Genomic DNA, 23,558 nt, shown 5'->3' on the forward strand with positions numbered 1-23,558 from the left:
AACACATCCAATCAAACATGGGCCGCAGTTTGAGCCAAGTGGGCCTCCGCATACCCAAGTTGACAGATAATCGAATCCGGATAAGGTACAAGCATGAACATGTCTGAACAAGAATCAACAAGCTCTGATCGGATCGGAGCACCGAAATCTGTCAGGATCGCACTCATGCTCGAGGAAGAGATCCGGTCAGGTGGGTTGGATACAGGCGCACCGCTGGCCAGTGAGAACGCGCTGGTCAAACGGTTCTCGGTCAGTCGAAACACGATACGCAAAAGCCTCGATATCCTCAGCCGCAAGGGTCTGATCACGACCCGGCGTGGCATCGGATCATTTGTTACCTTTGGGGGAAAAACGATCGACGACCGGAAAGGTTGGAGCGTTGCATTATCCTCGGTTGAAACCGAACTTGCGACGCGGATTCTTCGCCTGACACGCGGTAAAATGGATTTAGCGGACGCACCTGAAAGTGTCGGCACCGATGTCCTGATGGTCGATCGTTTACGTTTTCGTGTGAACACCGGTCAGGGAGTGTCGCTGGAACGCAGCCGTGTCCCATGGCGTTCGGAGTTTTCCGAGATAATTGAGACCGGTCTGAAAAACGGCTCTTTGACGGAAACGCTTCGCAGTCGCGGGTTGGCAGTCAACGGCGGTAGCGAATGGGCGCGTGTTTTGCCTGCGCTCAGCGCTGAAGACGCGGCTGTCATGGGGCGCGTGTCAGGAGAACCGATGTTGCGGCTGTGCCGGTTGACCCGTTCGGCCGACGGGGACTCCCTGGAATTTGTCGAGAGCATTCTGGACCCAGACCTGTTTGGTCTGCACATGGAGTTTTGACGGCTATGGCCACTCGAGAACTGGCTTTCAGTCGCGCTTGCGGCGCTCTTGCCGGAATGGCCATCGGGGATGCGTTGGGTATGCCCTCACAAACGCTGTCGCGCTCAGAAATAGCGCAACATTATGGCGAGATCACAGCTTATGTCGCCCCCTACCCCGACCATCCGGTCTCTCATGGCCTACAGGCGGCGCAGGTGACGGATGACACCGAGCAGGCATTGCTGTTGGCTCAACGTTTAGTGAAAGATGGCGAAGGGTTTGACGAGGCGCTTTGGGCGCAAGACCTGCTGGATTGGGAGGGTGACGTCCGAGCGCGTGGTTTGCGCGACCTGCTGGGTCCATCTTCCAAAGCGGCTCTTGCAGCGATGCTGAACGGAGAACCAGCCAGCGAAACGGGGCGCAACGGAACGACAAACGGCGCTGCGATGCGAATTGCACCGGTTGGGATCGCCACGCATTTCTCACCAACGCAGAATTTCTTGGACCGCGTGGAACTGGCCTGCCGTATGACGCATAACACGGGCGAAGCCATCGCCGCTGCTGCTGCTGTTGCCACTGTCGTCAGCTGTGGTGTGGATGGTCTTGATTTCGACTCAGCACTCGACGCAGCGCTGGACGCCGCAGAGCAAGGGCAGAAACGCGGCCATCGGTTTGGCGAAGCAAACATGCGCCGTCGGATTTCAAACGCACTTGATCTCGCTGATCAGGGCCTGACCGATGTAGAATTCGCGCAAATCGTCGGAACTTCTGTCTCTTCGTATGAATCTGTCCCGGCGGCCTTTGGCATCGTAAGGATGGCGTCGGGGGATGTCTGGAAGGCCACCCGGATTGCTGCGAATATCGGCGACGACACAGATACAATCGGCGCTATTGCCGGAGCGATGGCCGGGGCATGCGCCGGAATTGAAGCCATCGCGCCCGCTGTACTCGACCCTGTTCGTGCCGCCAACAACCTACCCATCGAAGCAATAGCGGAACAGTTGCTTTCTCTTCGCAATACGTCTGATTCAAAGACGGAGGCCGCAAGATGACCAATCGTCTTCTTCAGATGTCAGGTGTTGTGGCTGATCTGCTCTATCAGGTCGAAGCTGTTCCAGCGGTTGGTGAAGAAGCTATCGTCAAGAGTTTCTCCATCGCACCTGGTGGCGGGTTCAACGCCATGCTGGCCGCGAAACGCGCAGGCATGATGGTATTCTATGGTGGTTCTATCGGATCTGGCCCATTTGCCAAGATTATTCGCGAAGGTCTTAACACCGAAGGTATACCGTTCCTGCGGGCACAAGACCTAACGCGCGATCAGGGCTGCTGTACCGTGATGATCGACCCTCAGGGTGAGCGGACCTTTGTGGCAAGCGACGGTGCTGAAGGGCACGTAACTGCCGAGGACTTAACGCAGATCAGCTTTGCCGAATTCGACTGGACCCTTTTGTCTGGCTACGCTCTGCACTACACGGGCTCGCGTGATGCGCTGCACCAGAGGTTATCTGCGGATGCCCGCATCAATAACCTGGTGTTCGATCCTTCGCCCATCATCGCTTCTCTCCCACATGAAGTGCTGCAGACGGCGTTGAGACGGGCCACATGGATCAGTGCAAATGCGCGCGAAGCTGCGGTTCTGACTGGTCACACGGACCCTGTTGCTGCTGCCAGAGCACTTGCTGAAACCCGCCCTGATGACGGTGGAACTGTTGTGCGACTGGGGGAAGACGGCTGCATTCTGGCTCGGCCCGATGCTCTTCACCATATCCCACCTTACCGCGTTCAAGCGGTGGACACCAACGGCGCTGGTGACACCCATGTTGGCAGTTTCATCGCGCGAATGGCGCGCGGTGATACCCCAAAGGAAGCAGCCATTTACGCAAATGTCGCTGCGGCGTTGTCAACCACACAACAAGGGCCCGCAACGGCGCCGACCCAAGCGGTCGTGGCGGACGCCCTTAACAAGAAAGAGGCGGGTTGATCGAGAACCAAAGCTAAAGACCATTCAACCGGGAGATCACAATGAACAAACGTATCCTATTAGCAACCACAGTTGCTTTGACAACAACGGGCGCGGCCGTTCTGGCCGATGAGATCCGAGTTCTCAATTGGCAAGGGTATGGAACCGACGAAGACTGGGCCATTTCTGCCTTTACCGAGGCAACGGGCCACACCGTCGTTCATGAATACTTCAATTCTGAACAAGAGATGTTGACCAAGCTTCGGACCAACCCCGGTGCCTATGATGTCGTGCTGATCAACGCGGCCTTTACTCCGCAGGCGCAGGCCGAGGGTTTGATAGGGCCAGTGGACAGCTCGATGGTCGCGAATTTTAGTGACGTGCCTGAAAATCTGGCCGCCAATCCGGACCTCAACGCCGGAGGTGCGCTGCATGGAATGCCTTGGACCTGGGGCCTGACATCCTTTGCTGTGAACACCAATGAATTCAATGAGATGCCAACGTCGATTGAGGTATTTTGGGACACGACGCACGTAGGCAAAGTCTCGATCCGCGATGACGCGTTGGAAGCCGTACAATTCGCAGCTATCGCAACGGGCCAGAATATCAACGACATCCAGGATCTTGATGCCATCGAAGCCAAACTTGCCGAGCTGATGCCTCAGATCAAAACCTATTGGGGGTCGGAAAACGACTGGAACCAGTTCATGGCCGCAGGCGATCTGGATGTGGCAACCTTTTGGTCAGGTTCTGCGAGCCGCTCGATGGCTTCCGGATTACCGGTTCAGTTCATCGTGCCAGACGAGGGTGCAATCGGCTGGTTGGATGGTCTGTCGATCCCAACATCATCGACCAAGAAAGAGGCTGCACACGCCTTTATCAATTGGATGATCGACCCAGAGTTCTACGTCAAGTGGGCCGAAAGCGGTGCCCCGGCTTCGGCCAATGCCAAGGCCGCCGCTGCGTTGCCTGATGACGCCTTCAACAAGCGCGTTCTTGGGGATCCCGCAGTCGTGGCACGCGTCCAGTTCCAGCGTCCGGTCTCGGATGAAAACCGCGAGAAATACCTTGAGCTCTGGCAAGGGTTGAAAGCCGCCCAATAAGCCCAGGCACGCTAAGGAGAAAGCAGACATGTCAACGGTTCTCGCCCGACAAGACAGGCTCAAGATCGTCAGCCTGCTTTCTCCGGCTTATATTTGGCTGACGGTGGCAATATTTTTGCCGCTGTCGGCGATGCTGTATTTCAGCTTTTTGTCCGATGTGCCTTTTGGCGATGCCGAATGGCACTATACGTCTGAAAACTATCAGGCCTTCTTCCAGACCTCGACTTACGCAACGCTGCTTTGGAAATCCATAAAGCTCGGCTTGACTGTGACGGTGATTTCCGTGCTGGTTGGCTTTCCCTGCGCCTATGTTCTGGCTAAGGCGATTAAGGGTAAGTCGCGCGAAGCACTATTCCTTCTAGTCATCCTGCCCTTCTGGTCGAATTCTCTGGTCCGGATATTTTCCTGGGCCATCGTTCTGCGCGGAAATGGAGTGCTAGAGCTCGGCCTCAACGCGATCCTGCCGTTCGAGGTCGATGTGAACCTGATGTTCTCGACCCCTGCGATCGTTATCGGCCTGGTCCACTCTTACCTACCTTACGTGATCTTGACTTCGTATCTGGCCTTACAGGCCATCGACGACAATCTGATCGACGCCGCGCGGTCAATGGGGGCGAACAAACTGACCATCCTGTGGCGCGTCATCCTGCCTTTGTCCCTGCCCGGGCTGCTGGCCGGTGCGGTACTGATTTTTGTACCTGTCGTCGGCTCTTTCATGGAACCACGCATATTGGGTGGTCGTGTCGGAACTTATTTTGGCACCGTGATTGAGGATCAGTTCGTGGCCGTGTTCAATTGGCCCTTAGGGGCTGCCTTGTCCTTTATCCTGCTTGCGGTGGTTTTGGTGATCCTGGCAACCGCCAGCCCGGTATTGCGGAGGGCGCAGACATGAGGAACTCTTATCTGGTTTTGGCAGGCAAGGTTTGGCTGGGATTGATCCTGTTCTTTCTCTACGCGCCTATCATCGTCATGGCGTTCATGTCATTCAACGCATCCCAATATTATCAATTGCCCTTTGAGTTCTCGCTGAAATGGTACGAAAAACTGGGCCAGAATACCGAAATCCTGAATGCGGCCACCCGCTCGGTCCTGATCGCGCTGGCTACAACTGTGATTGCCACCATCTTGGGTACAGCCGCCTCGCTGGCCCTGTTCCGGTTTGAGTTTCGTGGCAAGCGGTTCCTGCAAGTGATGCTGTTCCCGCCGATCGCAATTCCATGGCTGATCACCGGTACGGCAATGCTGATCTTTTTCTACGGCGTCGGTCTTGGCCGCGGCACACCTTCGGTTCTGATCGGCCATGTCGCCTTGGCCCTGCCTTACGTAATCGTTGTCGTCAGTGCCCGCTTGGCGACATTTGATCCCACGTTGGAGGAGGCCGCACGATCCATGGGCGCCGACAGCTGGACCGTGACCCGCCGCGTCACCCTGCCCTGGATCGCTTCGGGGATCATTGCCGGTGCTCTGTTCGCTTTTGCGGTCAGCTTTGACCAGTTCGTTGTGTCGTACTTCCTTTCTGAGCCCGGAGACAGCACGCTGCCGGTTTTGATCTACACCTCGATCCGCAAAGGCTTCACGCCGGAAATCAATGCAATCTCGACAATCATTATCGTAATATCGATGGCCGTGATGCTGTTTGCGGCCCGGTTCTCAAACTTCGGAGGAGAACGCTGATGGCTGATGTTTCTGTTCAAAACGTCACCAAAACCTTTGGGACGCTCAAGGCATTGAACGACGTCACAATGCACTTCCCGGATGGAGGGTTCTTTGCGCTGCTCGGCCCATCAGGTAGCGGTAAGACGACGTTGCTGCGCGCCATTGCGGGCTTTATTTTTGCGGATAGCGGCTCGATCCATATCGGTGATCAGTCGGTCGAGCACATTCCCGTCGAAAAGCGTGACATCGGAATGATGTTCCAGAACTATGCTCTGTTTCCCAATATGACCGTCGCCGACAATGTGGGTTTTGGCTTGCGTGTACGCAAAGTAGGTGCCGCCGAGGAACGCCGCCGCGTGAGTGAAGCGCTGGAATTGGTACAGCTTGGGCAACTGGGCGACCGCAAACCTCATCAGTTGTCTGGTGGTCAACGACAGCGCGTGGCATTGGCACGGGCTATTGTCACTAATCCAAAGGTGCTTCTATTGGACGAGCCGCTGTCGGCCTTGGACAAATCTTTACGCGTTGACATGCAGATAGAATTGAAGCGTATTCAGCGTGAGATTGGCATTACAACGATCTTTGTGACCCATGATCAGGAAGAAGCCCTTACTTTGTCAGACAAGATTGGCATCCTCAGACAGGGAACGATGATACAGGCAGGCCCGCCACGCGAAGTCTACAACAATCCCGTCGACGTCTTTACCGCCGAATTTCTGGGCGAAGCCAATATTCTGACAGGTCAAAGCGGCTTGGCTCTGAATTCTGTCGGTGCGGATATCATATTACCACACGGAGCGACACCGCAGTCGACCCTGGCCGTCAGACCCGAGAACATGAGCATATCTATCTCAGAGCCTGACGGCGACGAGATCTCAAAACTCCCCGCCACGCTGGTCCGTCGCATCTTCGCCGGAGCGATGGCGACCTGCGTCCTGAAACACAACGACAACACCTTCAAAGTCATTGCGCGCGATCAGGACATCCCGGATTTGCCCGAAGGTGGCGAAATATGGCTGAGCTGGAAACCCGAGCACACGATTGTTGTCCCGAAGGATCAGTTGGGTTCGATCCCAACTGAGCCGAGCCAGATCAAGATCTAAAACCCTCCTGCGTGGCGCTACGACAAACACGGCCTGACGTGCGTTGACCTCGTGATAAACGAAGTGACTGCACGCGACCGGATCAGCCTACTAGTTGAATGACGCCTCACTGGGTGGCGAATGCGATTAATAGTCCGGCGATCTGGGTTCAAACATCAATCCAACATATGCGGCACTGGATCTGCGCTGCCACCGGGTTGGAAAACAATTCGAACCAGCTTCAATCAGATTAGTAGAACAACATAGCCTGTCACCTTGTAGGTGCCTGCGCCGCCCACATGCCCGGGCCAGTGAGCTTGCTTCAACTAAGGGTTCAGACGAAACCGTGACATCTGCGAACAAATCTGCATCGCCCACCTCGAAATACTGTCGAGTGATCGTGCGCTTGACGTATTCGTCATTTTCTTCCAGCCACAATCCGATCCAGGATGAGCGCGCAGAACAGGATCGCCAATCCAGCCAAAATTCCTTGTCCTGCGGCGGCATATTGAAGTGCCTCCAGCACGTCCTCGCCCAAGCCTTTTGCACCGATCAGCGAGGCGACGACCACCATCGCCAGAGACATCAGGATAGTCTGATTCACACCCGCCATGATAGTCTTGTGCGCCAGGGGCAGATCTACCCTCCATAGCAGATACCGGGGCGTCGCTCCGAAGGCTAATGCGGCCTCCCGCACGGTTTCGGGGACTTGCTGCAGGCCAAGAACGGTAAAACGGATCACCGGGGGGCTGCCAAAGATCATTGTAGCGACCACGCCCGCTGGCTTGCCTGATCCGATAAAGGCCACGACCGGGATCAAGTAGACGAAGGACGGCATCGACTGCATGAAATCCAAAATCGGTCGCACGATTGCAAACGCCCGCGGGCGGCGCGCACAATAGATGCCCAGCGGGATACCTAGAGTGATCGAGATCAGCGCCGCCGCGCCCAGCAGGGCAATCGTGGTCATCGCTTTTTCCCAGAAATCCAATAGGCCCAGATAGGCCAGCGCCGCACCGGTGAAGATTGCCACGCGCGGTCCGGCAGAGAGATAGGCCAGCATGATAATCACGAGTGCCACGACCGGCCACGGCGTATCGACCAGTACTACCTCAATCCAGTCCAACAGGGTGCGCATCCCATAGGTCAGCCCATCGAAGAAGCCGCGCCCGGCGGTTTTGGTCCATTCAAACACTGCTTGTACGCCATCGCCGACGTTCAAACGCCAGTCCCGGTTGGTTGGGAAAGTTTTGAGTACTGCTAGCGCATCGGGTTGCGCAAACTTGATCATCGACAAAATTACTACCACGGCAGTCAGCGCCGTCGCGACGACTACTCGAGGCAGCGACCAGCCATGCGCTACGCTCGGGTCCGAACGCCAGCGCGCGAACTGCCCTTCAAGCGTCCAGTTGGCCAACGAGGCGGCCAGGAACTTAAACGCCAGCAGAAGGACGATCCCGATAACCAGATAGGTGAATCCTGTCGAATCCGCTGAACGTGCGGCCTCCTGCGCGCCTGCCAATGCACCCTCAAGCGATTCCGCGGCGCGCTTCAATGACTCCAAAGTGGTTGAACCGGATTGCTCTGCCGCTGCAATTTGCTGGCGGCGCAGCTCCAATGTCTGCTCAATCTGTTCCGCGCGTTCCCGAAACTCACGGCCCAGATCACCGAACAAGCCCAGACCGATTTGGATATAGGCAAGCGTTTCCAACACCAAAAACCCAAGGAACCACGACCACAGCCCCCGCGCCCCGAACCATATCGGACCCAAAATTGCAGCAGCTTTGTTCAGTGTAAAGCGGTAGCCGGGGGCCTGCATAATGTAGGCAAAAGTCTTTTGGTAATAGGACTGCCCCTGCCCCACGAAATCTCCGATCAAGCCATTCAGGCGGTCGGCGGTTTCCGGTTGGATCTGTTGTGTATCAACATGTTTCATAGCGGTCCCCCTAGGCTTGACTGTCCTGAATCGCGCGGATCAGACCCGCTCGGTTGATAACACCCACGGTCTTGCCATCCTGAGTGACGGCTACAACTCCATGACCATCAACGCAGAGGTTCATCAGATCGGACAAATCCATGTCCGGATGCGCCTCTTTGGCATCTTCTGGCACTTCGCCGTGATGCGCCTCGAACTCTTCAACCGGTTTCATCACCGCATGGGCGAAGATCATGTTGAGTTTGGAAATCCCTGCCACAAAGTCGGCCACATAGTCATCGGCGGGGTTGAGGATGATCTCTTCCGGCGTACCGATCTGCACAATGCGCCCATCCTTCATGATCGCGATACGATGGCCGATGCGGATCGCTTCATCTAGATCGTGGGTGATGAACATCGTGGTTTTGTTCAGCTTGTGGCTGAGGTCCATGAACTGGTCCTGCAACTGCTTTCGGATCAGCGGGTCGAGGGCCGAGAACGGCTCGTCCATCAGCAATATCTCGGGGTCGGCGGCGATGGCACGGGCCAGACCCACACGTTGCTGCATACCGCCCGACAGCTCATGCGCATATTTGTCTTCCCAACCGTTGAGCTCGACCAGTTCCAGCACCCGGTCCGCTTCTTCCCAGCGGCGCGCCTTGCCGGTGCCTCGAATTTCCAGCGGCATCGCTACGTTGTCGCGGACAGTACGGTGGGGCATCAGGCCGAAGTTCTGGAACACCATAGCGACGCGCCGGTTGCGCAGATCGCGCAGGCCCTCATCATTCAGGCCCATCACGTCCTCGCCATCCAGAAAGATATGGCCGTCCGTGGGCTCCAGCAGACGGTTCACATGCCGCACAAGGGTCGACTTGCCTGAGCCCGACAGGCCCATGACGCAGAACAATTCACCCCGCTCGATTTCGAAACTTGCATCGGCGACGCCGACAACGCAGTTGAAGCGCTCCAGCACTTCGGCCTTGCTCAGCCCCTCGCTGTGGATGGCCTGCAATGCTTCCTGCGACCGCGCACCAAAAACCTTCCAAACGCCTTTTGCGTCGATTGCGATTTCCGCTGTCATACTGACCCCACCGCAGTTGAATGAATCGAGCAACGCCCCCGAAATCATCGGGGGCGCACAGGTTTTAGTTGGTGGTCAGACCAAGCCAGCTGTCGACGGTATCGCCATTGGCGGCGATCCACTCGGCCACGACCTCGTCTGTGTCACGCCCTTTGACCACGACCTCGTAAGTCAGGCCGCTTAGCTCACCGGCATCCATGTCGATATTGGCCAGAAAGGACGCCGCTGCCGGGTTGCGCTGCTCAAGCGATTTGGAATGGGCGACGGTCACAGTCTTGACCGGTTCACCGGTGCTGATATGAGACTTGTTGAACCAATCCGCGTCCTGATCGGGCTGCACCATCTTGTAGGTGGCCGCATCATGTTCGGGTTCTTCCAGAATTGTCACATCATACAAAGCATGCACGTAATGCGGCGCATAGCAGTAGAACGCCGCACCCTTCTGTTGGTCAACCTGGTCCTTCAAGCGCGAATAGAACACGGTTTCATCCTCGGTCGTTGGTGTCAGGAAGGTCTCGATCCCATAGTCCCGCACCCGCACTTTGAATGTGTTGGTCGAAGCCCAGCCCGAAGCACCAACCCAAACCTCACCCATGCCGTCACCATCCGAGTCGAAGAGCTCTTGCGCCATTGGGGTAGCCAGATCGTAGATTGAACGAATGTTGTGATCCTCAACCATATAGTTCGGCACGCAGATGCCGGCGCGCCCCTCGTAGCTGCCAGAAGACAGCGCGACGGTGCCCTTCTGATCGACATACTCGTCGGTGAAGGACGACTGGTTCGGCAGCCAGACATCCGGGTGCACGTCGATATCTCCACGCCCGCCATCCATCGCTGCAAAGATCACCGCATTGGCGCCAGGCGCATAGCCAACCTCGCCGCCTAGACGTGTTTCGATAACCTGACCAATGACGCGGCTCATAATCTTGGCACCGGGCCAGCTGGGTTCACCGACCATCACTTTGTCCTGCGCGATCGCGGTTGTCGCGCCCAAAGTCAGGGTCAATGCTGCTGTTAGCATTCCTTTTTTCATATTAATTCTCCCGTTTCGTTGAGTTGCATGCGCCATCAGGCGCGCGCCCGCTTGCGTTGCGGGTCTATGAATGGAATGTCCGAGACCGTCGCGCACAGGCGTTTCATCCGTCCGTCGAGCTGTCCGATCTCCAATTGAGTGCCGTTTTCCGCCTGCTCGACCGACAATCGGGCCATCGCAATCGCATGCTCCAGCATCGGTGAACGTATAGCCGAGGTCACCACACCCACCTGCCGCTCTCCCGCGTAGACCGGGGCACCGTGGGCTGGCACGTCATCGCAACCGATCAGCAGCCCTTTGAGCACCCGGCGCGGGTCGCGTGCGTTGCGTTGCAGAGCCGACTTGCCGGTGAAGTCAGACTTGGTCAGATCGACCGCAAAGCCCAATCCAGCCTCGAACGCATCGACGCCCGGTGCGAATTCGGCGTTTGCGGCGGCCAGACCTGCCTCAATCCGGATGATGTCTAGTGCGGCTGAACCCATTGGGGCGATCCCGAACTCTTCGCCGGCTGCCATTACCGCATCCCAGATCGCGACAGCATCGGATTTTGAGCAGAAAACTTCATACCCTAATTCGCCGGTATAGCCCGATCGCGACAGCATGAACGGCGCACCTTCGCGATCGTTCAGCCGTGCGACGGTGACACCGAACCATTTTAGATGATCCAGGCTGGGTACATGCGGTTGGGTAAAAGCGATCTTGCGTAGCAAGTCGCGCGATTTCGGCCCTTGAATAGCCAGGTTTGGCATCGTTCCGCGCAATGCGTGGACCCGCACTTGCAAGCCGCGCACGTCTGCCAGTTCTTGCAACACCCGCCCGCTTTCCTCGGACCCACAGCACCAACGGAAAATCTCGGGCGCCAGACGGAACAAGGTGCCATCGTCAATGACCGATCCACTTTCGTCGCACATCAGCGTGTAAGATCCACGCCAAACCGGCAGTTTCGCCACGTTTCGAGTGGTGGCCAGTTGCAGCAGCGCCTCGGCATCCGGGCCGACGATGTCGAATTTGCGCAGACCGCTCATGTCCTGCACTGTCACAGCCTCGCGGCAGGCCCAATATTCACCCAAAGTACCATGGGCCGGGTAACTGACCGGTGCCCATAGATCACGCGCTGGCGCGAAATGCTGGGTCAGCGGGGCCAGACGGTCATGAAAAGCGGACTCCTGGCTGATCGACATGAGGGCGTCTTCCTTTTCGCGATAGGCAACCGCACGGCGGATCGGTGTTTCAGGGCGGTAGATACGTACATGCACATCCGTCGGGTTCCAGCCGTTGATCGGATCAATGTCGTCTGGACAGGCGGTCGAGGTGCAGACCAGATCCTCCAACGCTCGCATGGCAACATAATCACCGGGGCGCGAACGGGATTCTTCAGTCAGGATATGATGCGAAGCCGGGTCAACCCACGTGCTCCAGAAGAAATTGATTGCGGGCCAAGCGGTCCGCTTTTTGACACCGTAGGGCACCAGAGCATTGGTCATGTTGTCGGAACAGTTTAGATGGCCGGGAAAGCCTCTCTCTTCGTAACCACGAGCGGTGCACGCCAGACCGAATGTATCGTGTTGACCACAAGTGTCCTGAACCACATTCAGTAACGGGCGCATATCGCGATCAAAGAATTTATCCAGCAAACCGGGACCGGGAAAAGCCCGTCTAACCATGGACCGAGTGGCAGTGGAGTCGATCATCCATTCCTCGCCACGGTCCAGGCCATCAGCCCGCAACGCCATGAAATCGGAACATTGCTGGCCTTCAACATCGATGATTTGAACGAATTCGCCAGCTTTAAGCTCATATGCCATGGCGCTGCCGCGAGCGATGGTGAATTCGTCTCGTATATCACCCAGCAAAGGCGGCAATTGCACATCACGTTTGGCTGCGGATTTGTGCAGAACCGTCACATTTCCGGCGCCTGAGCCTTCGATTAGCCCGGCGACTCCGACGGGTCGGATCAACCAGACGGTCATCGTCTGACTGGCACGTATTATCACTGGCTCGGATGATTGATCAAATCTGTAACAGGGAACCCGCTGATCCCCATCCCGCGCTGCTATCCAGCCCGAGAACTGGGCACTGTCAAAACCGTCCCATTCAACCAACCCGGTTTGGCTCAGCCCAAGCGCCGCAAGCATCGGCTGCCCACCCTCTGCCAAAGCAACGAGATCCAATGGCTGCATTGAACCAGCCCCTTCTACTGACAGCAAATCTCCGGGGTTGATCGACAGCTTCACCGCCTCGCGCGGCGACAGGACATGCGTGCGTGCGTCAAGGGCATTTGGGAAGCCCGGGAACCGGCGACCGGGGCCGTCGTACCCCGTGTTAGTAAAAGTATGCAAAACCGTAGACCCGTGCATGGTGCAGCCAGATTCCCAAAATGTAACTAGTTACAGAGCTTGATGAAACCAGTTACATATGTCAACTCTTTACTTGGAAATTGGCAAGACGGGCCCTAAAATCAGTGACGCAGAAAACCCCCGAGCCTAAAAAACGCTCAAATCTCAGAGATGTAGCAAAAGCAGCAGGCGTGTCCGTTGCAACGGTGTCCAGGGTGCTTAATGAACCGACCGTGGTGAAGAAGGAAACGCTCGAAAAAGTTCAGACCGCGATTTCCGAGCTAAAATTCGTTCCTAGCGCGGCCGCCAGGGCAATCAATTCTGGTCGCACCCGCTTTGTTGGGGCTTTGGTCCCTACGCTGGACAATGCGATCTTTGCCCGATTCCTTGCTGCTCTGGAGCGTAAGCTTTCAGACCATCAGTTGTCTCTGATCGTTGCGACAACCGAGGCGAGCCTAGAGATTGAAGCCGAGAAAGCCAAAAGCCTGCTGGATATCGGGGCAGAAGGACTGATCATCACTGGCATTACCCACAGCCCGGCGTTTCACGAACTGATCGAACGGGCGTCGTTGCCAACGATCGTCACGTCTTTCTTTAATCCGGAAAATCCGCTGCCGACCATCGGGTATGACAACGCGGCTGCGGCGCAACTTGCCCTACAACACCTTGTTGGACTCGGACACCAAGACATTGCGGTCGTGCATGGTCCCGTTAACGATAATGACCGCACCCGAGCGCGCCTAATCGGCCTCAAAGCCTTTCCCTTCGACGGAATCCTTTCGACCTTCGAGACCGAGATCAGCCATCAGGGCGGCGCAGACGCTGCAAAACACTTGGGCAATCTAAGCACCAGGCCAACGGCAATTCTATGTCTATCCGATGTCGTCGCCCTGGGGGTTTTGCTTGGTCTTCAGGCGCAAAATATCATCGTCCCGGACCAAATTTCCATGGTCGGGGTTGACGATCTTCCAACTTCGTCTGTGACCGTTCCGCCACTGACAAGCGTACATTTACCGGTTTCTCAGATGGGTGAACGCGCGGCGGACGCGCTTGCCAACTGGATCACCTCTCATCAGGCGCCCAAATCCGAAGAGCTGTTTACACAACTCGTTGTACGGAACTCTACAAAACGTTGTTGAGGCAAGTGGGCCAGACCAGACATTGGCCGACCCGTTCGATATCGGGCTTCAGTGTCCTGAAAGCAACCGTTGGAAGGATGTAATTACTGCCGGGACGTACGCAACTATATGCGCTCCTTGCTGTCTTTCGGATGTGCCATTTTACCCGCGTTTGTTGCCGCCCATTCATGCATGGCCTGCAACAAGGGGATCAGACTTTGCCCCAATGAGGTCAGACTGTATTCCACATGTGGAGGGATAGTCCGAAAGTCCTTGCGGGACACAAAGCCAGCGTCCTGTAGCTCGCCAAGTTGTCGGGTTAGAGTGCGGTGGGTGATGCTACCGAGGTTGCGCTGAAGCTGATTGAACCGTGAGGTTTCCTGCGCCAGCCAATAGATGATCAAGAGTTTCCACTTACCCGAGATCGCTTCTATCAGTGGCTCAATCAGACAGTTTTCATCTGGTTCGCGCGTTGCCATAGCGGTATCCTATGTGACCGTACTTGTCGTTTTGATCTTGTATTTTTAACTACGCCTCAGACTTACGGAACGCAACGAGGAAGAAGATGACCCAGAAGAAAGTCGTGATTGTCGGCGGTGGATACGTTGGCTTTGAGGTCGCCAAAGCACTGGATGGATACGCTGATGTCACGCTGATCGAGCAACGCGAAGCCTTTGTGCAGCCGCCAGCGACCATTCGTGCACTTTTGCAGCCCGAATTGTTGGATCAGATCATTCTGCCCTATGATCGTTTGCTGATGCGCGGACGCGTCATTCGCGGTCGGGCCTCAAGGGTTACACAATCCGAAATTACGTTAGAAGACGGAACCATCTATACCGCCGATTACATCGTCCTGGCGACAGGTTCGTCCTATGCCGCGCCTTTCAAGCCCGAAGGGAACAGCATTAAGGATTTTCGCGAGGCGAGTGCTGAGGTTAGTTTACAATTGTCGTCAGCAAAATCGGTTGTCATCGTCGGAGCAGGTGCGGTCGGCACCGAGTTGGCAGGGGAAATCGCCGCAGCTCAACCCGACAAAGACATCACATTGGTTTCTTCAGATAACACTTTGTTTCCAATGTACCCGGCAAAGTTGGGCGCGCAGTTGAAACGCAAGCTGGAACGCGCCGGCGTGAACATCGTTCTGGGCCAAAGAGCGGAAAACTTGCTACACTTGGACAGACCCTATGCCGGGTCGGTCAAATTGACCGATGGCCGGGTGATTAGTGCTGATCTGGTGTTTCCTGTGATCGGATCCAGGCCAAATACGGCTTTGGCGCAAACGCTTTCCGGGGTCGCCACGGCACCTTCTGGCCGGATACAAACCGACAAATGGTTACGCCCTTCCAAGCACCCGAACGTCTTCATCGCAGGGGACATTGCCGATATCGGTGACGGTATGACCATTGTGGCAATATCCCGACAGAATCCGTGGCTAATCAAAACCTTGAAACAAGCACTGAAAGGCCAGTCGATCGAGGATCTAAAGCCATATGTGCCATGGAAAAAAGCCCCGATCTTACTGCCCCTTGGTCCCAAAATCGGGAACAGCTGGCTATTTGCGACTGTTGGCGATTGGGTCACGCGCCAGATGAAGGGAAAAGACCTTTTTATTTCGAAGTATCGCAAGGCGTTCGGGCGATAGGATGGGCTGAATGCCCCACAATTCACCTCCCGACAAGAGACTGCCAGGACATAAACTGATGACACGTGTCGACCTTCCGAAATTTCCAACGAGCCACGGGCATATGAGTAAGCGCGTTCAGCAGGCATATATCACAGCTGCGATCGAAAATGGACTGCTGCCCGCTGACGCCCACCGCATGGCAGAGGTTGTTTCGCTAACTGCACCGGGCGACACCTCAAAGCCGATTCAGTTCTGGCAGCTATTCTCTGTCTTGGGACAAGATGCAATTGTTGGCGTAGTCACCAGATTCTATGAACGCGTGTTTGCCGATGAGCCTTGGTTCACATCCGTCTTCGAAAGGGTTGGGGGATTGCACCACCATGTTGCGACCCAGGCATCCATGTGGATCGATGTCATGGGGGGTGGCCCCTATTACCACGGCGCTGAGTTCCGGTTGAACTTTCATCACGCTCATAACGCAATGGCACTGATGAATGACAAGGGGGCAGAAAGATGGGCCACCCTGATGCGACAGACGTTGGATGCCTCTGCGGACCTGCTCACAGATGATCCACGCGTGCGGATCAGCCTCAACACGTTCCTGTCATACTTCATGACAAAATACGCCGAAGAATTCGCCTTCCAGGATCGGCACATTTTTGGTGAAACGAACGCACAGCTAAAGCGCCGAATAAACTTCCTGAGAATGACGGCCGCAGCAATCGAAAATTTGAGCACGCAAGAGCTAAGCGACGCGCTGGCTGAGCACGGTGTGGACGTGTCCCAATATCCGGACAAACAGGCGCTTGTTGAAAAAGCGTTGATGATGTGACGCCTGCAATCCAAGCCAGACACCATATCACCCCACTGAAACACCTGGCAGCATAACAAACGCTAATGTTGAAGCTGCCAGACCGTTTCCGATGATTGTTCCTTGTGCCGTGCAGAAACCGCGTCGCTTGGCAAGCGCGGCTATGCGGCTTGACTTGAAAATTGATCCAGAGGAAAACAGGCGCTTCGAACCAAATAGGCTGCAGGTCAGGTCAATTTCTTTAGTATCCACGCACAGGGTTCACGATATTGACCAATCTCTCACCGCGCATCCAGCGATCCAGGTTCTGTATAAACAGATCAAAAGAAGCCTGTTCCCATTCGGCATAAACCGATGAGCAATGCGGTGAGATGATCACGTTCTCAAGAGCCCAGAGCGGGCTTGTTTCGGGAAGAGGCTCGGTTTCGAACACGTCCAGTACCGCCGCCGCCACATGCGCTGCACTCAGTGCTACGTGAAGGGCAGCTTGATCCACCACACCGCCGCGTGAAACATCCGCGAGGATGACGCCTTGCTTCATCGCCGCAATCTCTCGCGCACCGATCAAGCCACGTGTCGCTGGAATTAGTGGGGTCGAGACTGCAATGAAATCCGCAAATGGCAGAAGGTCATGCAGTTCATCCGCTGCGTGCACCTCATCGACATTTTTCATCGGCTTGGGGCGCGCGCGGGTTCCCAGGACTTTCATTCCGAAGGCCTTGGCGCGCGCCGCCACCGCCTGACCGGTATGACCCAGCCCGATGATCAGGAGTGTTTTGCCCGCGAGCGGCCTGACCGTACGAGCGTTCCAGACCCGCGCAGCCTTGTCTTTCTGCAGACCAGGCACATCCAGGGTAAAATGCAAAAACCCGCCAAAGATATATTCCGCCATCATCCCAGCGGCCACACCCGCAGCATTGGTCACGATAGTCCTCTGAGGGTCCCACAGGCCGTAATGATCGGTACCCGCCCCACCATTGGCAATCCAACTTGGGCCTTGCGGGCCAAACAGCGCGTCGCGCGGATAGCCAGGCGTGCCCGCGAAACGAACCGAATAGACGACCTCGGGCTTATAGCTGTCGATCAGCGCAGGAAGGCCCTCATAGCTGTTGCATTCACGATAATCTGCCTTTGGGAATACGGCGCACAAGCTTTCGGCAAGCGGTGCCGTGTCGCTGTTGTGCAGAATGATACGCGGGGTGTCAGACATGGTTTTCCTCCACGGAAGCACGGACATGCTGTTCCATTTCACTAAATTTGGTCTCAGGCCGCATCAACCGCCCTGGCATCTTTCGCGGTGCCGCGAGTGGCAAAGGCACAATCCACAGTGACTCTCCCTACCATCACACCTCTTGCAGCGGCTACCATGCGAACCGTGTCGATCAGCAGCGCTACGCCCAAGTTTAGAGCACCTCGCAGCATGTCCTGGCATGCGAGCGAGAGCTCAGCGACCCGGTCAAAACTCATAGCCGCTCTCTTTCCAAAAGCTGACCGAACCCCGGCAAGGCCTCGCCGATTCCAGCAAGCTGCATCGCACGGAAAGCCATTGCTTGATTAGACGTGATTACTGGTTTGCCCACAGCTTGCTCTAAATGGGCGATGATCTCGACGCTGCGCATGTCAGTGCAAGACAGCACAATCGCATCGGCCTCGGGATGGTTGGCGGCAAGGCCCAAATCGAACACCGCCTGCGGGTCCAGTTCGCCCTGTCCGTAGTTGTCCAAATCACTGTCCACCTCTGAGCGGATCAAGGTTTCAACACCCATTTGTGCCAGAAATTCGACGGCCATGTCATTGATCGCAGGCACATAGGGCGAGGCAAAGCCGATACGCCCCACCCCCAGTGTAGTCAGCGCGTGTACCAAAGCGCCTGCCGCCGTCACAGTTTGGGCACCACTCGTGGCTTTGATCCGTTCAGCAAGCCCTCGGTCAAATACCGGGCCGTGCGTAAGCGTAGCCGAGGTACAGCCATAAAGGATCACATCCGGACGTACACCCTGCAACAGATGCAGCGACTCGTCCAAATCCGCTGCGCCCAGCCCGTGCATCTGGTCTGCATCGGGGACCTTGTCCTGATCATAGCCCCCCATACGGGCGAAATGCATCGACACGCCATCGGGGCGCAACAGTGTCATGTCGGGTTCGAGATTTGTATTGGTGAAAGGCACCAGAACACCAAATCGGGCACGCCCACGAGAATTCGTCATGATAATCCCTCCTTTACCAGGCGCTCCAGAAGGCTCGCAGCAATGTCGATTTGATCCGCGACACCGATGGTTACACGTAGGCAATCGGCAAGCCCAGCTCCGGCTTGCGGGCGCAAAAACACGCCCTCTGCCCGAAGGGCATGATCGGCGTGGTGCGCCGCTTCAGGGCTTTCCATATGGATCAGGACGAAATTGGTAAAACTTTCAGGCACATTTAGCCCGGCCTGAAGCAGCCGTTGGCGCAATCCGTCGCGCAATCTCGCCGTTTCCCGACAGGTTTCGCGCATATATCCTTGATCCAAGAGCGCAGCTTTTGCAGCCGCCTGGCCGGCAATCGTGATGTTGTTGGGGTTCATCACCTTGCGAAGCTCTCGGGCGATTTCAAGTGGAAACAAGCCCCAACCTACGCGCATCCCGGCCAGACCATACGCCTTAGAGAAAGTACGCAGAACCACCGTATCGCCGCGTTCGACCAGATCGAACACGGGCTCTCTTATATGATCGGTGAACTCGCCATATGCTTCGTCGACCACCAGTAGGGTATCGCGCGGCAAGCCTTCGCGCAGACGTACCAGTTCGGCGCGCGGGATGCGGGTGCCAGTAGGATTGCCGGGATTGGCAACGAAGACGATACGGGTGTCGTCCCGGATAGCTGCAAGCAACGCATCGACTGAAACGCGCTTGTCTTCTTCCGGAGCGTCGTCATAGCGCGCTCGTGCTATCTGCGCGGCAGTTCGGAAAAACGGGTAGGCATGCGCTGGGGCCAGTACCGAATTGTGCTCATCCGCAAAAGCTTGTGTGATGCATGAAATCAGCTCCATCGAGCCACAGCCACACAGGATGCCGTTAGCAGGGATACCATGGAGCCTCGACAACGCTGCGCGAAGCTCCCCCCACTCTGGGTCGGGGTAGAGATTTCCGGCTTCCAGCGCTTTTGCGGCCGCGTCAATCGCGAGGGGACTGGGAGGGCGTAGGCTTTCATTTTGAGAGAGCGAAATCAGGGGCTTCCCCTTCGGTGCATCAAGCTGAGCCAGCGCATAAGGTGACATCGCGGATATATGCCCAACCGAACGGATCATGGTTTGTACCCATAGATATCGCGCGCAGCTTCTTGACTGATCAGTCCTTCGTCCAGATCGCGGCGAACGTCGTTCCGACTACGCTCATGCGGATCTCCAAAACCGCCACCACCCGGTGTTTCGAAAAGCAAGGTTTCTCCTGCCTTCACCCGAACCTCACCTTTTCCAGGCAGATCTGGTCCGTCATGGCCGATGCGGATGCGCCCCGGTGCGCCAGGATCCCCTCCCTGACGCCCGCGCGCAGGGTTCAAGACACGCTCGACCGAAAGAAACACCATGAATTCTTCGTCCTGCGACGAGCGTACTTCGATATGTTGACCTAAGCCGCCGCGTGTTCGCCCGGGTCCGCCGCTGTCCGGAATGAGCTCGCGCCGTGTGATCAGGACAGGCGCGACCGCTTCGGTCGTTTCCACCTGACTTCCCCAGACACCCGACGGAAAGGCGGTAGCCGAGAGCCCATCCAGATCAGGCCGCGCCCCGGTTCCACCGCTGAATACAAGCTCCAGTGCAAACTGCTCATCCCCACGAGACACCGCCTCGGGTGTATGGCGCAGCGGCAGGTCATACATGCATGATGCCCCCTCGGCCGGGACAGAATCCGGCAGCGCCTGCGACAGGCAGCCATAGACCAAATCGGGTGTCATCTGCCCCAGTGTATGGCGCATGGCGACCGGTGCGGGTGCTTGGGCGTTCAGAATACAGTTCTTTGGCCCCGTAACGTGGAATGGCTCAAGCGAGCCCGCATTGTTGGGAATGTCCGGCCCGATAATACAGCGAAAGGCAAACACCGAATATGCGGTGGCGTAATTGAGCGGCACGTTGATACCCTTTTTTGACAGGCCGGAAGTGCCGCTGAAATCCAGATTAACGTAATCTTCACCGATGGTCAGGGTCGCATGAAGATCAATCTCCTGCTCATACCCGTCTACCTTCAGCACAGTGTGCCACGTCCCCTCGGGAAGCTGGGCAATGGCCTCAACGGTGCCACGATATGAAGTGTCGATGATGTAGTCGGCCAGCTCGTCCAGATGGTCGATACCGAACTCATCCATCATGCCGGCAAGTCGCGCGGCACCAGTCTCGCAACACGCGATCAGCGCATAGATATCGCCTTCATTGGCGACGGGTTCGCGAGAGTTGGCTTTGACTATCTCCATCAGAAGTGTGTTTAGATTGCCCGTATCCACTAGCTTACAAGGAGGAATGAGCAGCCCCTCGTCAAAGATGTCAGCGCCCTCTGGCCCCATTCCCAGCCCGCCCAGATCGACTAAATGCGAGGTGCAGGAGGTAAACCCGACCACCTGATCCCGAAAAAACACCGGCATCATCAACAGGAAATCGTTCAGGTGCCCAGAGGCTATCCATGGATCATTCGTTAAGTAAATGTCGCCGGGCCTCATATCCTGAAGCTGAAAGCGGCTGCGCAGTGTTTTGACTGCTTCAGCCATGGTATTGATATGACCGGGCGTGCCGGTCACGGCCTGGGCCAGCATTCGGCCCTGTAGATCGAATATGCCAGCGGAAATGTCACCGCATTCGCGCACGATGGGGCTGAAAGCTGCGCGTATCAGCGCCTGACCTTGTTCCTCTACCACGGCCAATAGCCGATTCCACATGACCTGCAGGCGAGTATTCGACGTGCTCATCGGTTGCCCTCCCGTTTGCGTATGAGGCAAATGTTACTGCCGCCATCCAAATGGGCTGAGAAATCTGCGCTGACGAATGTCGTGGTCTGCGGCTCGATAATCAGGGCAGGCCCGCTCACTTGGTCGCCGGGCCTGAGCGCTGCGCGCTCGTGGATCTCCGCCTCGCGCCACTCACCGGTGACATCACACAGGATGCGCCGCTGCCCATCTGGCCGCGCAGGATTTTTCTCAAGCGTCTCAGGGTAATGCTCCAGCGCGGGTGGCTCTGATGTTACCTCCAGCGCCCAATTCAGAACCTCGATAATCATGCCTGGCACTGCGCGGCTGAATTGGCGGCTGTATTCCTCCTCGAACGTCTTGCGAAGTGCAGGAATGTCCGCCTCTTTCAAGGCCCGGTCAGGTAGCGTGATTTCAATCTCGTGCCCTTGCCCGTGATAGCGCATGAAAGCCTGCCTTTGCCGGGTTAGTCGCCCTTCTGGTGCGCCAGCCCTCACAACGGCCTCAGCCTCACTGATCATTGCGTCGAAGAAGGCATTAAGCCCCTCAAGGTCGAGCGCCTCAAGGGTGCTATAGCGCGAGCGGATGATTTCAAACGAGACCGGAGCAAATAGGAACCCCACCGCCGAACCTACCCCTGGATCACGCGGGACCAGAATGCGATCGACTTGTGCACGCCGCGCCACCCTTGTGGCGTGCAGGGGGCCATTGCCACCAAAAGCGATCATCAACCGAGCGCCCAGATCCTTGCCAGATTCCACCGCATGCATCCGCCCTGCGGCAGCCATGTTCTCATCCACGATCTCGCTGACCCCATGGGCGACCTGTGCGCTGTTTAGCTCCAGCGCCTGCCCGATCCCCGACGCAAGCGCAGTTTCAGCCGCGTCCGTATCGATCCCAAGCCGTCCCTCAGCAAAACGCCCGGGTTCAATCAGCCCCTGCAACACATCGGCATCTGTCACCGTCGGATCGGTTCCACCCTTGGCAAAGGCGGCGGGTCCGGGCTCGGATCCCGCACTTTCGGGCCCGACCTGCAAGCGGCCTAACCGATCCACATGCGCGATCGAACCGCCACCTGCTCCAATCTCGATCATTTCGATCACCGGAATGCGTACAGGCATACCCGAACCCTTGATGAAACGCGCCGCACGCGCGATTTCGAATTTTCGGGCTGTCTGCGGGCGATATTGGTCGATCAGGCACAGTTTGGCAGTCGTACCGCCCATGTCGAAACTCAGCACTTCGCGCTCGCCGGTCTCGGCGGCGATGCGCGCAGCCAGAATGGCGCCCCCTGCAGGACCGGATTCTACAAGTCGGATCGGCAGGCGCGCGGCGGTTTGCATCGTGGTCATGCCCCCACCCGCAGTCATCATCAGGATCGGGCATTGCAACCCCTTATCGCTAAACCGCGCTTGGAAATCAGCAAGATAACTTTCCATCTGAGGCTGGATATAAGCGTTGGCTATGGTAGTTGAGAGCCGGTCGAACTCGCGCGCCTCGGGGCTGACCTCGTGCGATAGCGAAATCGTTAGATCGGGTAGCGCCGCCAGCAGAAGTTCTCGCAGTCGCAACTCATGTGTCGGGTTGGCATAGGCATGCATAAGGCAAATGGCCACGGCCTCAGCGCCGCAAGCAGAGAGCTCTTCAGCCAGTTGGGAAACAGCCCCATCATCGAACGGCTGCAACTCCTGCCCGCGCGCGTCCATTCGGCCTTTAATCGTAAAAGCGCGCGCACGCGGCACGATCAGATCAGGTTTAACAAGATTGATCTCATATTGGTTGTAGCGGCGCTCATAGGCGATCTCGAGAATGTCACGAAACCCTTCGCTCGTCACAGTCGCCACAACTGCTCCGCGGCGCTCGATCAACGCATTGGTGGCCAGTGTCGTGCCATGGATAAAGCCGCTGATCTGAGGCCAGTCCGCCCCGGTTTTGTCCAATACGTACTTAGCACCCGCAAGCGCCCCAAGTGTCGGGTTTTTCGAGGTGGTCGGTGTTTTGGCAGTGGCAAGGATATGACCTTGCTCATCGACCAAAACCGTATCGGTAAATGTACCGCCAATATCAACGGCAAGGCGCAACCCGTTCTTGTTGTGCATC

21 protein-coding genes are annotated in these 23,558 nt (G+C 56.7%); 10 read left to right on the top strand and 11 right to left on the bottom strand.

Translation table 11 applies throughout. The features are described 5' to 3' along the window. The first annotated feature begins 99 nt into the window (after positions 1 to 99). From ACRZ91_RS08795 to ACRZ91_RS08825, 7 genes are read left to right on the top strand one after another with little or no spacing between them, the layout of a single operon-like run. Positions 100 to 831 carry a GntR family transcriptional regulator gene (locus tag ACRZ91_RS08795; protein ID WP_480904335.1) on the top strand — a complete coding sequence of 244 codons (732 nt, stop codon included), beginning with the start codon at positions 100 to 102 and terminating at the stop codon, positions 829 to 831. A 5-nt stretch (positions 832 to 836) separates the two neighbouring features. Next, complete coding sequence (locus ACRZ91_RS08800) at positions 837 to 1,862, top strand: ADP-ribosylglycohydrolase family protein (protein WP_480904338.1); 1,026 nt, start codon at positions 837 to 839, stop codon at positions 1,860 to 1,862. Next, positions 1,859 to 2,791 carry a PfkB family carbohydrate kinase gene (locus ACRZ91_RS08805; protein WP_480904340.1) on the top strand — a complete coding sequence of 311 codons (933 nt, stop codon included), beginning with the start codon at positions 1,859 to 1,861 and terminating at the stop codon, positions 2,789 to 2,791. Before ACRZ91_RS08800 ends, ACRZ91_RS08805 begins: the two co-directional genes overlap by 4 nt. 41 nt (positions 2,792 to 2,832) lie before the next feature. Further along, a complete protein-coding gene (locus ACRZ91_RS08810) occupies positions 2,833 to 3,873 on the top strand; it encodes an ABC transporter substrate-binding protein (RefSeq protein ID WP_480904343.1) in 1,041 nt (346 codons plus the stop codon). A 28-nt stretch (positions 3,874 to 3,901) separates the two neighbouring features. Continuing rightward, on the top strand, positions 3,902 to 4,765 hold the full coding sequence (locus ACRZ91_RS08815) for an ABC transporter permease (RefSeq protein ID WP_480456439.1): 864 nt from the start codon (positions 3,902 to 3,904) through the stop codon (positions 4,763 to 4,765). Further along, complete coding sequence (locus ACRZ91_RS08820; RefSeq protein ID WP_480904347.1) at positions 4,762 to 5,547, top strand: ABC transporter permease; 786 nt, start codon at positions 4,762 to 4,764, stop codon at positions 5,545 to 5,547. Before ACRZ91_RS08815 ends, ACRZ91_RS08820 begins: the two co-directional genes overlap by 4 nt. Next, positions 5,547 to 6,632, top strand: coding sequence for an ABC transporter ATP-binding protein (locus tag ACRZ91_RS08825; RefSeq protein ID WP_480904350.1), 1,086 nt, complete (start codon positions 5,547 to 5,549; stop codon positions 6,630 to 6,632). Before ACRZ91_RS08820 ends, ACRZ91_RS08825 begins: the two co-directional genes overlap by 1 nt. A gap of 397 nt (positions 6,633 to 7,029) precedes the next feature. On the opposite strand, the gene ACRZ91_RS08830 is transcribed toward ACRZ91_RS08825, so the two are convergent. The 4 genes from ACRZ91_RS08830 to ACRZ91_RS08845 form a co-directional block, all read right to left on the bottom strand. Further along, the gene (locus ACRZ91_RS08830; RefSeq protein WP_480904353.1) at positions 7,030 to 8,547 is read right to left on the bottom strand and encodes an ABC transporter permease; all 1,518 of its coding nucleotides are present in this window, start codon (positions 8,545 to 8,547) and stop codon (positions 7,030 to 7,032) included. Between the two features lie 10 nt (positions 8,548 to 8,557). Next, positions 8,558 to 9,607 carry a quaternary amine ABC transporter ATP-binding protein gene (locus ACRZ91_RS08835; RefSeq protein ID WP_480904356.1) on the bottom strand — a complete coding sequence of 350 codons (1,050 nt, stop codon included), beginning with the start codon at positions 9,605 to 9,607 and terminating at the stop codon, positions 8,558 to 8,560. A 64-nt stretch (positions 9,608 to 9,671) separates the two neighbouring features. Next, the gene (locus ACRZ91_RS08840) at positions 9,672 to 10,640 is read right to left on the bottom strand and encodes an ABC transporter substrate-binding protein (protein ID WP_480904359.1); all 969 of its coding nucleotides are present in this window, start codon (positions 10,638 to 10,640) and stop codon (positions 9,672 to 9,674) included. A gap of 35 nt (positions 10,641 to 10,675) precedes the next feature. Then, positions 10,676 to 12,979, bottom strand: a complete 2,304-nt coding sequence (locus tag ACRZ91_RS08845) for a DUF1989 domain-containing protein (protein WP_480904362.1) — start codon at positions 12,977 to 12,979, stop codon at positions 10,676 to 10,678. Between the two features lie 122 nt (positions 12,980 to 13,101). Between ACRZ91_RS08845 and ACRZ91_RS08850 the strand changes: the two genes are divergently transcribed. After that, a complete protein-coding gene (locus ACRZ91_RS08850; protein ID WP_480904365.1) occupies positions 13,102 to 14,115 on the top strand; it encodes a LacI family DNA-binding transcriptional regulator in 1,014 nt (337 codons plus the stop codon). Between the two features lie 104 nt (positions 14,116 to 14,219). On the opposite strand, the gene ACRZ91_RS08855 is transcribed toward ACRZ91_RS08850, so the two are convergent. Beyond that, complete coding sequence (locus ACRZ91_RS08855; RefSeq protein WP_480654352.1) at positions 14,220 to 14,573, bottom strand: winged helix-turn-helix transcriptional regulator; 354 nt, start codon at positions 14,571 to 14,573, stop codon at positions 14,220 to 14,222. A gap of 41 nt (positions 14,574 to 14,614) precedes the next feature. On the opposite strand from ACRZ91_RS08855, the gene ACRZ91_RS08860 reads away from it, so the two are divergent. Together ACRZ91_RS08860 and ACRZ91_RS08865 are read left to right on the top strand one after the other, a co-directional pair. Further along, positions 14,615 to 15,736: an NAD(P)/FAD-dependent oxidoreductase gene (locus ACRZ91_RS08860; protein ID WP_480904811.1), complete on the top strand. Its 1,122-nt coding sequence runs from the start codon at positions 14,615 to 14,617 to the stop codon at positions 15,734 to 15,736. A gap of 58 nt (positions 15,737 to 15,794) precedes the next feature. After that, positions 15,795 to 16,550, top strand: a complete 756-nt coding sequence (locus tag ACRZ91_RS08865) for a globin domain-containing protein (RefSeq protein WP_480904368.1) — start codon at positions 15,795 to 15,797, stop codon at positions 16,548 to 16,550. A gap of 220 nt (positions 16,551 to 16,770) precedes the next feature. Here ACRZ91_RS08865 and ACRZ91_RS08870 read toward each other — a convergent pair whose 3' ends face one another. From ACRZ91_RS08870 to ACRZ91_RS08895, 6 genes are read right to left on the bottom strand one after another with little or no spacing between them, the layout of a single operon-like run. Then, positions 16,771 to 17,739: a D-2-hydroxyacid dehydrogenase gene (locus ACRZ91_RS08870; protein ID WP_480904371.1), complete on the bottom strand. Its 969-nt coding sequence runs from the start codon at positions 17,737 to 17,739 to the stop codon at positions 16,771 to 16,773. Between the two features lie 53 nt (positions 17,740 to 17,792). Beyond that, positions 17,793 to 17,996, bottom strand: coding sequence for a hypothetical protein (locus ACRZ91_RS08875; RefSeq protein WP_480904374.1), 204 nt, complete (start codon positions 17,994 to 17,996; stop codon positions 17,793 to 17,795). After that, positions 17,993 to 18,736 (bottom strand): maleate cis-trans isomerase family protein, encoded by a 744-nt coding sequence (locus ACRZ91_RS08880; RefSeq protein WP_480904377.1) that lies wholly within the window; start codon positions 18,734 to 18,736, stop codon positions 17,993 to 17,995. Before ACRZ91_RS08880 ends, ACRZ91_RS08875 begins: the two co-directional genes overlap by 4 nt. Beyond that, complete coding sequence (locus ACRZ91_RS08885) at positions 18,733 to 19,815, bottom strand: pyridoxal phosphate-dependent aminotransferase (protein WP_480904380.1); 1,083 nt, start codon at positions 19,813 to 19,815, stop codon at positions 18,733 to 18,735. The genes ACRZ91_RS08880 and ACRZ91_RS08885 overlap by 4 nt, the downstream gene beginning before the upstream one ends. Beyond that, the gene (locus tag ACRZ91_RS08890; RefSeq protein ID WP_480904383.1) at positions 19,812 to 21,461 is read right to left on the bottom strand and encodes a hydantoinase B/oxoprolinase family protein; all 1,650 of its coding nucleotides are present in this window, start codon (positions 21,459 to 21,461) and stop codon (positions 19,812 to 19,814) included. The genes ACRZ91_RS08885 and ACRZ91_RS08890 overlap by 4 nt, the downstream gene beginning before the upstream one ends. Beyond that, positions 21,458 to 23,557, bottom strand: coding sequence for a hydantoinase/oxoprolinase family protein (locus ACRZ91_RS08895; RefSeq protein ID WP_480904385.1), 2,100 nt, complete (start codon positions 23,555 to 23,557; stop codon positions 21,458 to 21,460). The genes ACRZ91_RS08890 and ACRZ91_RS08895 overlap by 4 nt, the downstream gene beginning before the upstream one ends. Position 23,558 lies beyond the last annotated feature (1 nt).

This window comes from Ruegeria sp. O11, assembly GCF_056535285.1.